The following is a 13,344-nucleotide window of genomic DNA, read 5'->3' as shown; positions in this document are numbered from 1 at the left end:
ATCATATTATTTTCATTTTCGGTTACAAAAATTTTAGCAGATTCTTTAAAATCTTACTGTTATTTTCCCTTTATTTATAAGTTCTCTTAACTTTTACTGTACAAAGAAACGTCTTTATCGTTTTTGGGACTGATGAATCATAATTGATTCTTCAGTCCCAAGTGTGTTTTTTGTACAACATATCAATCCTTATTGACGACAAGACTTTATTGCAAAGTCCGATGTTCTGATCTAGTACAAAAGACTAACCATGGAAAAAAAAGGAATGGTTATTGCAATCCGCTCGAAATTCACGTTTCCTTCTCCAAATCGACTACTCTTTGTCGTTGCTGATCAAGAAATCAAGCAATTCCGACTGTTCCGCAAAGATTGCTTCTACTGATAAGCTTCTATGATGACTCTTTTGCTTGGTAGCTTCTGGTAACTCAGAATCAATTTGGTTAGTTGAAGATTCGAGGGACTTCTCGACTGGTAAAGGTTCTGCATTCACTTTCGACTCTAAACCGTCTGGCTTCATTGGAAATGGACTGTTATCCTCAAAGTGATCTATCGAAGCATTCAGTTGACTTTTCCAAAACAACTCTCCGAAGAGATACACGCCAAGAGCATTTTTATTGTTAAACACTTTACAAGATAACCCCATCTTGTTGAGTGCCTGATTTACTGTGTTTTCGTTGATCGTTTCTGAAGGAATATCTCTGATTAGAATTGTATCAGCATATTGAATATCTTGATCACTGTTTACATAATCAATCAATTGATCTGTCAAAGCAGTCGTCTCTTTTTTAACGATCTCAGTTAAATCTATTGTCTGACCTCCATTGATCGTCACGACAAATGGATTGTTTTTCTTAGCTGTGACAAGCATATCGTAAACGACGCCATGATCTAGCGCAAAGATAGGTGCGGGATGATCCCCCTCATTTTCTTGATAATCTTGTACCACGTTGCCTGCCAATTCAAACAAGCCGTCTGTGACTTTTGAACTTTTGATCAGTTCCCCATTTTCGTAGCTATCACAAGTGAGAGAATGATCATTGATTTCAATCACATAGGTCAACCCAGCAAGAATTTCTTCCACGCCTAACATCAAATGAATATCATTTCGTTTGCTTTCAAAAATTGCGCCCAGAGATTTCGGGATCAGCTTTACTCGCTCGATGCGGATCTGATAGTGAGTGCCATCAACAACTGTCTCGAATTCATCTGCCAGTTGTCTCTCAATGTCAGCAAGCCGGTCAAAACTTTCTGTTGCTACGCCAAGGCATAATGAACAGCTAAAGTAATCCTCTGCAATTTCAGTAAAAAGTGAGGGTCTTTTCGCTACTAAATAAGAGAGTATCGTTTTGATATATGTCTTAAATTTTTGGTCTCCCAGGATTGCCAACGGATTGCCAAATGTTTGATAGGCTTCTGATCGTCGACTATACAACTTGTCGAGCCCCCAAGTGATTTCTTTCTCGCTGCCCCCGAGAAGTATTCGTTTCCCTACTTTGTTTTTTAGGTAGATCGGTTCATTATTCTTTCCTAAAAGATATTGTAGATTATTTTTTTTGACTTCTGAATAAACAGAACTTCTGACATCTTGATAACCGTAGCCAACAACGCCTACTCGAAATTCATCAATGTCTAATGCAATGATTTTGTTCACACTAATCCCCCTAACTTCCCTATTTATCATGACTTACAGCTTCCCTAATAACACTATTGCTATTTCATCCTCTATTTTCCTGCCTCTTCTTGGATAAAGAATGCATTGGACAGTTCCTGAATTTTACTCATTTGTTCGTTGACTTCTGCTTCTAAAAGCAACAAGTCGCTGAAAATTACTTTTGTATTACGTATATGCCGTAAAAGCTCATTGGTTTTGACCAGCTGCAAGTCAATTTTTTTGCATAACTCTCTCAATTCTTCTTGGCTATTCTTTAAGACAATAAAATCGCGATAACCAATGGCTGACTGTCGTTTTTCTAAAATCATTTGTTGTAATCGCGCAATTTTACTATCCCGTTGTTCGATCGCTTGTTTCAAATCAGTCAACATCTGATCTAGTTCGCTGATTTGAATGATTGCGGATAACTTCTTTGTACTCATCGATTGTTTCATGCTTGACTTGCTCCTTTGCCTAGGAGTATTTTCACTTCTGAATCCATCAGTGCCGTTCTAGTAAATATTCCTGATTGCAGTAAACAACTAAATGAAAGAACATTATTTTTTATCCGCAGCAGCTCTTCATCTGTTAACTCACTTAATTGATGATCAATGTCTTCAATTGCGTTGATAGTAATGCCAAGTTCCAGTTTCTGTACCATCTCTGCTATAGCTGCTTCTTTCCATACAATGACAGGGATTCCTAACGAGAGATACAACGAGATTTTGTGCGGTGCATTATACTTCGTATATTGTTGGTAGTCACCACCATCAGGCAACTTATCATCCCACGCAAGTCCGAAACCATTTTTCTCCATCCTACGAACCAATTCTTCTTGCTCAAAAACACCACAATAATGAACATTCGGACCAAAATGACTGTCGTTTTTATCGCCGTATACAAGAATTTCCGTGCGATTGGGCCACTGCTGTAGAAAACGGGTTTTTGCCAAATTTCCTGCAAAGACAACTCGTTTTTCTGGTCTTTCATGACTGACACTAACATCTTGATGCTGATAGTCGAAAAATGGTTTTTGGATCATTCTCCGTGTCACGCCTCTTTCGACTAAGGCTGTCTGCATAGCTTGGCTATGAACGATCAATACTGTTGCTTCATTGAAAAGAGCAGATTCATCAAAATCGACTTTCCCACGTAACATCTCAGCGTCATGGATGAATAAACTCGTGTAAATCCCTCTTTGTTTCATTCTTTGTAAGAACATTCGGTCAAAATGGGCTCCGTTATAACTTGGATATTGATAGACCACGATATCTTCATAAGCGACACCAGCTGTAATGCCATCAATCCTTGACATAAGTGCATAATCATCTTCATTCTCATCGATATAACGATAAATATATAAAGGTTGATAATCCATCCCATTGGCAATGTGAAAAACATCTACTTTCGCTTTTTTGACTGAATCTGCTGCATTCGATTCAATGATCGTCGTCACCCACCGATTCACGCTTGTCCCATCTCCTTTTCCATCATTGCCCGCACAAACATCACTTCATCTTTCGGTAAGCACCATTCTGCACCCTTCAAATTTTTAGAAAACAGTTGTACAGCAGGATCTTCTTGTGCAGTATTCCTTGTAAGCAGCAAATATTTGACTAGTTTTAGAACTGTCTGATTATAGACATCAATATGCCAATGTTCCTCCATTAAACGACTTGCATGTTGAAGTAATTGAACCGCATCATCACAGCGTTGGATGTCTACCAAACATTCTGATAAATCTAATACGGCGCCTACCAAGACTGGCCGCAGTTCCGTAAAATCAGTCGAATTTATTTTCTTTAAAAGGCAGCTCTCTAACAAAAAAATTTGTTTTTCTAAAGATGAAGCGTGCAAGCCATAGCGCTGTTTGATGCGTAATGTAGCTAAATATAAAAGGCTGTCAAATAATGTATAAAAATCAGTTCCCAGAAAAAATGTTTCAAGCATTTCTAAACTTGCATCCGGAACTTTCTGGTTCATACAACCAAATACGAGGTCAGAATAGGCCAACATAAGTTTAAACATCGTATTATCCTCAGTAGAGGAGCGAAATTTTTCTAACTCTTTTCTGACTTTCATAAAGGTAACAAACATGTCCTCTTTCGTTGATAAAGAGCTATAAATCAATACACTTAATAGATGAAGTTGTTCATCTGTTGACATTGCAAACATGTCTAACAATTCGGTATCAGATATGCTCAACATTTTCTTGATGCCAACAACCAATTCGAAGGGCAAGTCGATCTCATATTGTACCCATCTATAGTACCGTGAGCGAGATAACCCAATCTTTCTTTCAAAAGATTTCACAGATAGTCCTTTACATTTGCGTATCTCTTCTAATTTCTCGCGATCAATATTGACAGCAACGACTGATGTATCAGGTATCTTTAAGTCTGGGTTGATCGTGCTAATTAATCGACAAACGCTTAGTAATCTAGTTTCCATATTTTTCAAATCCTTTTTTCTAAAATGCAGGACCTATTTTTATTCTTACTTCTGTAATGCTTCCAATAAAGAATAAACCAACGATCCAAGGATCACGATCGACATAACTAAGGAAAGCACGATGGTGATCGCTTTGCCCTTTTTCTTTTCTTCTGAGTGATTTCTTACGTTTTCTCGTTCTTCTTGAAATCCCGCTTGAATCGTTTTTTCTAGCTGATTATTCGCCAACGAAATCACCTCTTCCCAGTTTATTTTCGGCAAACAACTATGAAGAAAACTGGTTTATCTACTGGTTCTGATCGTCTGCCAGTTGTAGTGATTCACTCAGTTCTGAAACATTTTCTACTGGTTCATTTTCGTTTGTAGCTATCTCATTCACTACCTCTGCTATTTCCACTGCCCGAAGCTCATCAATCAGCTCTTGACTCAATTGATTCACATCGTTATCTTGTCTTTCGACGGTTGAGGTTAACCGATCAATGATCTGCTCGGTTTCATTCAAAAAATAGGTTCGAAGCATTTGCTTTTCAACCTCATAAGCAGAAAAGAGCTTCTCATAAATCATTTGTAATTTATTTTGCTCCTCCTGTTGCTGCTCAAAAGATGCATTGAATTGTTTTTTTAATGTTTGGATCACATTTAGATCGATATCGTTTTCTGACTTGTTCATCATTGCTTTCATTTCTTGATTGATTTGAATCAGCTGATCAATCAATGCGTTTTGATGAGCAAAAAGTTTCTTTGCTTCCTCTTGTTCCTTCTCAAAAGTGAGCATGGACCCGCTGTTCTCTTTTATTAACAACATAATTTGCTCATACAATTCAGTGGTTTTCATTTTTTTCATTTTGTCTTCATCCTTTCAACACAACTTTGTCCATGCATACATTTTTGTTTGCCAACAACTGATAATTCTTTTGATCGACTTCTACCTTATGAATATAAGGAACGCGGTCATCTAAAATACTCATTAAGTTCCCTTTGATATTCCCTTTGCCATCAAGCGGCGATTCTTCCAGATAAAGTGTATTTGTCGAGTTGGATTTTGCTAGAGAAAATAATTCTAACCCCATATATGAAATGCCAACTGTATCATTTTCTGTTAACCGAAAAGCTAACTGATCACGAATGAAATCAAGTGTTGTGTTAAATTTTTGAGTTACCTTGAATGTTTCTGTATCACGAATCGTGACTAAATTGATGGTGCCTTGATAAAAATAGTAATTCAGAATACTTTGTTGCTGATCATTGAAAAAAGCAATCTCTTGAACCTGGTCATTGCAGTAATAAATAGTTGAGAATAATTTCCCATCTGCGGCATATTCTTCAATGAAATCTGTCGTGCCATCAGGATAAAAGTAGCGAACTTCTTTGACATGTCTTCTAGTCATAGGATACAAGCTCACTTTACCTACTTCATCTCCATCAGTGATCAAGGAAATGGTCCGGTCCTCGTTCATATAAACTTCTGTAGAGTAAGCTGTTGGTACTTGGTTAAAAAACAGAAAGGCTTCTGGATCGTGACTGCGCTGTGTCACTTGATCTAAAATATTTATTCCCTGCAAGGCTTCTTTTTGGAGTATCGCTTGAAAATTTGGACTCGGTGAGATGGACAACACTTGACTTCCTTCTTTGATTCGTGATTTTTGTGCCATCCAAATTCGGTCATTTGGTCGGATCACGGTGACTAATTCATAATGCATCGATCAACTCACTCCATTTCTCTGCAATTATCGCGTCTTGAAACATTCGTACAGACTTGCGGGTATTGGCTTTAAGTTGGTTCAGATCAGAAGCAGTCAACTGACGAATGCCCTCTGTTAGTTGCTGAATAGTATAAGCTTCATCAGTTCTAGAAAAATCTTTCAAATAACCATTGACTCCTTCTTTGATCAACTCCATGGCCCCAAAACGAGCCTTGAAGGTTACAATTGGCAATCCTGCATTTAAAGCTTCAATATAAGTCAATCCGAAACCTTCTGAAAAAGAACCAGAGATAAATGCATCATAATCAGGATATACTTCATTGATTGCATGAGAATGCCCTTTTAACCGAATGTACTCTTCTGCATTCAACTCCTTGATCACTGCTTTTAACTTACCTTCTTCTCCCCCTTGACCATAGATGTCTAAAGAGATCGTTGGATGTTCTTTTTTTGCTGCAGCAATTGCCCGCATCACAAGATCAATGTGCTTTTCGGATGCCAAACGAGAGACTGTCACAAACTTTTCTGCCTGTTGTTTGCCTAATTCAAATGAATCTTCTGTCACATCGCGAATCCCTCCCACCGGGATCGTCACAATTTTTTTGGACTCGTTTGGGAAATCGATCAACAAATCTTGCCTTTGCAATTCTGTCGCAACAACGATATGAGCGACTTGTTCCAAATGCGTCAAAGCAAATTCATAGTAATTGTTCCAAAGAGGTGCGCTAGCTACGTCACGATCAGATAAATGATCGGCATGAACGATCTCAATCAATTTGATTTCCGGAGGACAATGATCATATAAAGCAGCCTCGCTTTCCTCCCCCCGATCAATGATGATACTTTTGGTTTCTGGGAATTCTTCTATCAGTTGTTTAAAGAAAAATCGCTGCAATAAGACTTCATTTCTAAAGAAACGATGTTTGCCTTTGAAAGCAAACAAATGAATATTCGTCATTACTCTTCCTCGATGCGAATCATTTCGATAACTGTACATGATTTTTCTTTGATTCGTTCGATAGTCAAAAATCTCTACCCGATAATCCGAAACTAGCAGTAAGCCTTCCTTTTTTGGACTAGGAGATTTTTCCATATGCTCAACGATTTTTAATCCTGATGACGTGATGGTTTCTTTGATTCTATGTGTGTTCGTAGCATCTACTAAGAGATCTTGTTGTGCAGTAAAAACTGCTTTAGCCCCTTGCCTTAAATAATCACCTTCTAGTGCAAAATATTCCCACATGGAGATGACTTTATCATCTGGTATTTTCCAAGCCGCCATGGCTTCATGGAGATTCTTCACTAGCTCCATAAAAATATACTTATAGGGAATATTTTTTCTATCAAAACAAGCAGCACGATAGAACTGTGCATGTTCCACACCAGAATTACCAATCCCCATTGCTTTATTTACAAAAAAATTCATGATGTCCCCCTCTTTATTAGGTTGATTTTTTCCTGTTTTCTTTTACATTCTCTAAAACTTTTAGTGCCCTTTGATTAAGTGCGATCTTTTTTTGCAGACGATCCATAAGCTCGGGTGCTTCGGCTTCTTTATTTGGCTTTGCAAATAATAAAGCTAATACAGAAAAATCTTCGTGGTAACAAGACTCCAGCAAAGAAAAATTTTGTCCCATTTTAAGGTTGATTTTTTCGGGACTATCGCTTCGCTGATAGATTTGTTCAAGCAATACTTCCAAATACGATGATGCAGCCTTAGTATCCGGTTCAACAAACAATCCTGCTTCAAAATCTGAAAGTGAATATTCTTTGACATAGCTGTTCTGTTTTTCAAATACGACCGATAATGCAGCATGTTTCTCAACCAACGGTGTAACCGCAACAACGCTGGTTGCTATGTTTGAGCCTTGGTTTGCTCCAGTGGTTGCATTTATAGGAACCACTTCAAATGCTTGATTCTCCTTAGTGGATAAAACCAATTCCTTAAAATGAATCTCTTGATGCTTTTTGTTTACCATATGAATCTGATAATCAGTGGCACCTTGCGGAAAGAGAAAACATTCTTGGTTTGTTTCGAAGACTAGTTTTTCAAGGAGAAACCCATCCTTATCAAAAAATTCCACCAATAGCTGTACTGCTTCCTTACGATCGAATGCAGCATGAAGTGTTAACTCGTACTTGTATCCAGGCAGTAACATTGGTAGCATTGGTGATTTCCGACTAATATGAAATTCTGTTTTCGAATACCAAGATTTAATACTGACGCCTGGAGGCATCAAAGGAGAAGAGTACAAGACATCCCCAGAGGGCATATAAGCTATTTTTGCGCCATAATTATAATTGTCATTAAAGTCGATCCCCCACTTGATACGATATAAACTATTCATCGACTCCCTCATTCCCTATAATATTTTCTTGATATCGCGGTGAAATGTATGCACGAGAATATTTTTGTATTGTTTCAAAAACCAATTATTGATGGCAGGACTATTATCGTTATGTCGGCCGATCATGCCTTTATACAGAACACGAGTCATGGGGAAATTATTTTTTAAAAATTCAAACAACATTGGAAATGCCTCCATGTCGTAATCGTCTTGTTTCATATAGGCGATCGCAAAGGTTGTCTCCCGATAATCGCCACTTTTGAATTTGCTCCAGAACCGTTCATTCAATTGACTGCTCGCTTCTTTTGAAACAACCCCAATATTGTAAAGCAGCATATCCAATGAGGTTGGAAATCCAGTTGGTCGATTGATGCGTTCATTTAGAGCAATGGAACCAAGATTCGTCAACGGTTTTCCCACAATGACACTGTTTGGGCTTAAATCGCTAGCAAAATACAGCGCCCCAAACGTGCCCATCGATAATCCGGATAAAATGAGGTCTGACTTATCAAATCCTAGCAGTGCTAGTTTCCCTAAGATGATCGCTACGATTTCTTGTTCGAATTTCTGGCTGCCTAGATAGAAATTCCCACCTTCTAAACGAGGGTCACCAATCAGCAGAAACGGACAGCCCATACTTCCCATCATCCCACGGCCTTCAAATCCTTCCGCTGAACGATAGCCAGAAAAATAAACCGCTAATGGAGGTTTTAAATCTCCCGGATTAAAGTAATAGATCACTTCGCCCCCCAGATTCTCTTCATCCCGAATCCGTCCGCCTCCTGGAATCATGACACTTTCATCTGCCATTGCTCTTCGCAGGTGCATCTGCCCGATCGTAAATTGCCCTCGATTTCCTTTGGCATACAATGAAACATTGATGTATGAATTTTGATCTAATTTGAAGTAAACCGGCTCCCCATTTATGATTTGATCGTGAAGGACCTCAATCACTTGGATGACTTGATTCGTGTTTTCTTTAATGAAAAAGAGTTTGATTTTTAATGTCACTTCTCCTTGAACATCTGCGATCTCCGGATAAAAACAGGTGCGTTCGTTTTTAGGTATCAGGTTAGTCATTTTCCAAGTAGTTATTTGCTGATCGTCTGATGTCAGTTGTGCCTTTACCTGACAGGCTGCATGTCCTTCTTTAACGATCTGCAACGGGACAGTTTTATTAAATTTCATGTGATCCATAGATAGCTTATATCCTTGTTGCTTTGCTGAGAATTGCTCATTGATCGTACGAAAAACATTTTCTAGCTGCTTTTTATCAAAAGGATTCGCTGCTTTTAATGTGAATAGCGCTTGAACTTCTGGAGATAGCTGCCCATTTTCTTCGTAAAATATTTGGTAGGCTGGCAATTGTTTTAAAAATTCCAAATTTTCAAGAATCGCGGCATTTTCCTCTAGAAGAAAAATTGCCCGATGGTATTTGGTATTATATTTGTCTTTCTTAAACAGCTGTAGCTCCTGCTCATCTTTTCTGAAATCATAGGCCAACGGAAGCCACTGATAGGCAAACAAAGGAGAAAGCTGCTTTTGCCCCTCAGAAGAAACAGCTGCAACATGAAATACCTGAATCTGTTTAGACGACACCCTCTAGCAACTCCCTCCATTGTTTAATAATATTTTCCTCACTAAAACGCTCAATATAACTAATATTTTCCACCAATGCTTGGTTCCAATTATTTAAATCGTCCAGGTAAAAAGCGATTGCTGCATCTAATTCTCTAATTTGACCAATGATTTGCCCATTCTTTTGGTCATCCACATAATCGGTTTTCTTCCTAACAAGCTGAGGAATCCCTGCACTAACAGCTAGTGCTTGTTTCTGGACATCAACTTCAGCAGACAAATCAATATACAATCGTGTCTCATTGAAATCCTGACGAATCGTGGTGAGATGAGAATCCAAACGAAAGTGAATCCTAAAATTGACATCAACTGCCTCTACTAGATTTCGCCAATTTTTGCTTTCTCGGATCTCTTCAATCGCCTCTTCATCCGTTTTAAATAACTTTTTCGCCTTTTTTGCTTCGAAATACTTTAATACCTTTTGATACTCCTCAGATTCACTATCGACACCGAAGTGAGTATCAACCAGTTCTTTTTGTGCTTCTCGTAAAACGACTTCGCTTTGGAATGTCGTCGTTTCGATAATTAAGTCATAACGATCATTCTGAATAACTTTTTGCAGTAATAGATGATGGATTCTCCGAACGTCTTCGTTAAGCTCACCGGCGTTCCAATAAAGAACCAGCTGGGGAATGGAGTTGCTATTGCCCAGCTGAAAAGAAGTTGTGTAAATAGGTATGCGCTGTATCCGAGATAGGTCATTGACACCGGACTGTTTCATTAAAGAGAAAAGCGCTGTTTGATTACTAGTCGAATCCGTAATGATTTTATTTTCGCCAGCCCATAATGCTGCTTTTTCATCTGATGCACAAGTTGAAAGTCTGTGGGCATCAGAAACGATCTGGATCACTCTTTTTCGTTCCTCGTTCGTTTTGACCAATCGTAGACTCCGCTCATTTGTCAAACAAATTGTTTGATCTTCTGGCTCAAGATTCAGTTGAAATTGATTCATCATCTCTAAAAGAAGTTCATCCATGCTTTGATACTGACTTTTCTTTAGCCCAATTCTTTGAGGATTTATCAGCTCAATCTGTGGATTTTCTCCAAAGTATTCCACACATTTTTCCATTCCCGATTCGTTATAATAAATCTTCTTTACTTGTTCCCCTTTGTCATTCTGGAACGATTTTGCAGAAATAAATCCCCGATCATCGAAAAAGAGGATTTGTCGATAAGGTTCCGTCATTATAGACATCTGTTCTGCAAAACCAAATGAATTGAACCGAATTTCACCAAATGGTTGATTTTCCTTAATCAGCGTGATTCCAAAAGGTGTATAGACCTTCTCAACATTCTGAGCAAGAGGCAAGTCATCGACATCTAAGGGAAATCCATTGGTTTTTTGAATGTCTTGCAAGCGATCATAAAGCGAAGTCATTTGCGCTACTTCTAATTCATATGCATGCATCTGATAACGTAAAAACGGTATATGCTCCAATAACAATAAGTGATACGGTTCTCGATTGTTCTTGAAAAGCTGAATGATATTCATCATATAATCACTTTCTAAATTGCCACTACTGGTCGTCCAATCAGGGATAAAATAATTCAAAAAATTGCCTCCTAACATCCTCTAAAAAATCCGGTAAGTATGTCTGGAAAAGAGGAACCGTATTTCATTTGTGATAGTTTCTAAAATGATGATCAACATAAAAATACTTCCGAAATAAAAAGCTAAGTTGGAAATGATTTGATTTTGCAATCCAATCAACAAGGGAATCATTGAAACGATCACAAGATAACTGTTGCCAAGTAATGCAACGGTTGATAAACGCTTCAATATATATCGCTCTGTCTGTTTGCCAGGAGCAACATTTAAAATGTAATCTCCCGTCTCTTTTAGATTTTTGGCTATATCGTATGGTCGAACATTTATAAAACTAAATCCGTAACCTAAAACATAGAGAATCAGACCATAAGTGAAAATACCCCGCACATTATTAAAGGAAAAGTAAGTCGTAATAAAATTTGAAAAGCCTGTGTCTCCCCACTTTTCGTTCAATAGTAAAAGCTGTGGCATTGAAAAGACGGTTACTGCAAACATGAAAGGCATTGCCCCGGCAGGTAAAAGTCGAATAGGAATATATGAATTGTTAAAGCGACTGTCGATACCTGTCCGTTCAATATTGATACGGTATTCTGCATTGTACAGGAAGAGTGTGAGATAAATAAAAACTAAGGTCACCATAACTAACCCGATAATAAAGTTTTGACTTAAATGAACGGATTCTGTTTGTCCCGAAATTAACATAGCTGGGATATTCATCAGTAAACCTGGAACAATAAACAGACTTTGACCTCCAATTCCTTTATCAATGTTGATATCAGCTAGCCATGCAACGAACAATCCCCCAGCCGTCAAAAGAAGAACTGCTCCTAAAAACAACAGGACAATAGAGCCTCCAATTGCTTTTTGATCAATCATTGAGGAACGAAATTTTAAAACCAGTGCGCAACTTTGAAGGATAGCAAATAAAAGAGTCAAACTGCGTTGAATATACCCAATTCGTTTGGTGGAAAGATTTCCGATACTTTCTGTATCAATCATGCTGATCGTTGTCCAGATGATCAGGGCAGTCATATACGGGCCCATCCCTAAAGAAAAAAGCGTTGGAACAGTAAAATTCCCACCGGTTGATGTCGCTAAAAATTTCAGAATCAAACTAGTTGATTCCTCTGGTATCTTTTCTGAAATAAAAAAAGGAACCTGGATATGCTTACCTATCTCAACAATGAACAAAAGGAAAAAGCTCGCGATTATTCTTCGAATGAGTTCTTTTTGATTCTTCATTTTCATCTCCAATTTTCTTACTTTTTTTTAATCTGCAAGGTTTAACAAAATAGTAACAGGTTTAAAATTGCCTTTTGTACTTGTTTTTTGTTGAAATAAAAAAAAAAAAGGAAAAGGTGAGGTTGGTCATTGTGGTATCATCGTTTTAAATTCAAATAAGTAAAAACTACTCACTTTAAATGGTCATCAGAGAAATACAAGGATTGGAAAAGAAAAAAAGGGAGAATTTCCTGAGAAATAGCCCCCAAAAGAAGGTCTTTACTATGAAAAAACTAATTGAAGTCATCATACCTCTCGTTTTGCTCTTAGGAGGTATCTTTTTTTTGAAAGAAAATTTAACAGTCAACGAAACACCGACTACAGAATCTAGGGTCCCTGACAATGAAACGACGCCTAAGTTAAACCTAAAAGCTGTCGTTTTGCGGACTGATGACTCTTTGGAAGCAGTTGATCAAGAGTCCATCTATCACGGTGAATTTCCCTACTATAATATGGATAGCACCAAAACCTATACGTTTTCACTTCACTTCGTAACAAGTTCTGGTGAAGCGCTGCTGGATCAAAACGAAGAACCACTTATTGCATCAAGAAAGATGAAACTAGTTACTCAGAAGGGAAAGATCGTCTTTTTTTTAGAAGCCAATGATTTGATGAGGGAATATCTTTTTGACCTAGACGACGTCATGATTCGTGCTAAATTAGAAAGCATTGCTGATTAAGCTTAAGCCACAAGCAATATAAGTTTTTGAAAGGAGGAACAAA

The 13,344-nt window shown here is 37.9% G+C and carries 13 protein-coding genes; 1 reads left to right on the top strand and 12 read right to left on the bottom strand.

Features of this window, described 5'->3' with window-relative positions; all coding sequences use genetic code 11:
- Positions 1-313: 313 nt before the first annotated feature.
- From IGI89_RS09290 to IGI89_RS09235, 12 genes are all read right to left on the bottom strand, one after another.
- Positions 314-1,651 (bottom strand): hypothetical protein, encoded by a 1,338-nt coding sequence (locus IGI89_RS09290; RefSeq protein ID WP_438735567.1) that lies wholly within the window; start codon positions 1,649-1,651, stop codon positions 314-316.
- Between the two features lie 71 nt (positions 1,652-1,722).
- Positions 1,723-2,106: a hypothetical protein gene (locus IGI89_RS09285; RefSeq protein ID WP_016612582.1), complete on the bottom strand. Its 384-nt coding sequence runs from the start codon at positions 2,104-2,106 to the stop codon at positions 1,723-1,725.
- Positions 2,103-3,119 (bottom strand): sugar transferase, encoded by a 1,017-nt coding sequence (locus tag IGI89_RS09280; RefSeq protein ID WP_016612581.1) that lies wholly within the window; start codon positions 3,117-3,119, stop codon positions 2,103-2,105. Before IGI89_RS09280 ends, IGI89_RS09285 begins: the two co-directional genes overlap by 4 nt.
- Positions 3,116-4,102, bottom strand: coding sequence for a helix-turn-helix domain-containing protein (locus tag IGI89_RS09275; RefSeq protein WP_081117484.1), 987 nt, complete (start codon positions 4,100-4,102; stop codon positions 3,116-3,118). Before IGI89_RS09275 ends, IGI89_RS09280 begins: the two co-directional genes overlap by 4 nt.
- 45 nt (positions 4,103-4,147) lie before the next feature.
- Entirely contained in the window at positions 4,148-4,330 is a 183-nt protein-coding gene (locus IGI89_RS09270; RefSeq protein WP_034872028.1) for a hypothetical protein, read from the bottom strand.
- A 58-nt stretch (positions 4,331-4,388) separates the two neighbouring features.
- The gene (locus IGI89_RS09265; RefSeq protein WP_086332624.1) at positions 4,389-4,946 is read right to left on the bottom strand and encodes a hypothetical protein; all 558 of its coding nucleotides are present in this window, start codon (positions 4,944-4,946) and stop codon (positions 4,389-4,391) included.
- A gap of 7 nt (positions 4,947-4,953) precedes the next feature.
- The gene (locus IGI89_RS09260; RefSeq protein ID WP_429967337.1) at positions 4,954-5,802 is read right to left on the bottom strand and encodes a hypothetical protein; all 849 of its coding nucleotides are present in this window, start codon (positions 5,800-5,802) and stop codon (positions 4,954-4,956) included.
- The gene (locus tag IGI89_RS09255) at positions 5,792-7,231 is read right to left on the bottom strand and encodes a glycosyltransferase (RefSeq protein WP_420656997.1); all 1,440 of its coding nucleotides are present in this window, start codon (positions 7,229-7,231) and stop codon (positions 5,792-5,794) included. Before IGI89_RS09255 ends, IGI89_RS09260 begins: the two co-directional genes overlap by 11 nt.
- A gap of 16 nt (positions 7,232-7,247) precedes the next feature.
- Positions 7,248-8,153, bottom strand: coding sequence for an accessory Sec system protein Asp3 (gene asp3, locus IGI89_RS09250; RefSeq protein WP_225869308.1), 906 nt, complete (start codon positions 8,151-8,153; stop codon positions 7,248-7,250).
- A 15-nt stretch (positions 8,154-8,168) separates the two neighbouring features.
- Entirely contained in the window at positions 8,169-9,752 is a 1,584-nt protein-coding gene (asp2, locus tag IGI89_RS09245; protein ID WP_144331068.1) for an accessory Sec system protein Asp2, read from the bottom strand.
- Positions 9,742-11,343, bottom strand: coding sequence for an accessory Sec system protein Asp1 (asp1, locus tag IGI89_RS09240; protein ID WP_223347114.1), 1,602 nt, complete (start codon positions 11,341-11,343; stop codon positions 9,742-9,744). The genes asp2 and asp1 overlap by 11 nt, the downstream gene beginning before the upstream one ends.
- A 21-nt stretch (positions 11,344-11,364) precedes the next feature.
- Positions 11,365-12,582: a preprotein translocase subunit SecY gene (locus IGI89_RS09235; protein ID WP_034872023.1), complete on the bottom strand. Its 1,218-nt coding sequence runs from the start codon at positions 12,580-12,582 to the stop codon at positions 11,365-11,367.
- Positions 12,583-12,905: 323 nt separating this feature from the next.
- On the opposite strand from IGI89_RS09235, the gene IGI89_RS09230 reads away from it, so the two are divergent.
- Entirely contained in the window at positions 12,906-13,301 is a 396-nt protein-coding gene (locus IGI89_RS09230; protein ID WP_244732300.1) for a hypothetical protein, read from the top strand.
- The last annotated feature ends 43 nt before the right edge of the window (positions 13,302-13,344 follow it).

It is taken from the genome of Enterococcus sp. AZ141 (assembly GCF_051714385.1).
GTDB lineage: Bacteria > Bacillota > Bacilli > Lactobacillales > Enterococcaceae > Enterococcus_D > Enterococcus_D entomosocium.
This window is presented reverse-complemented; position numbering and strand designations above follow the sequence as displayed.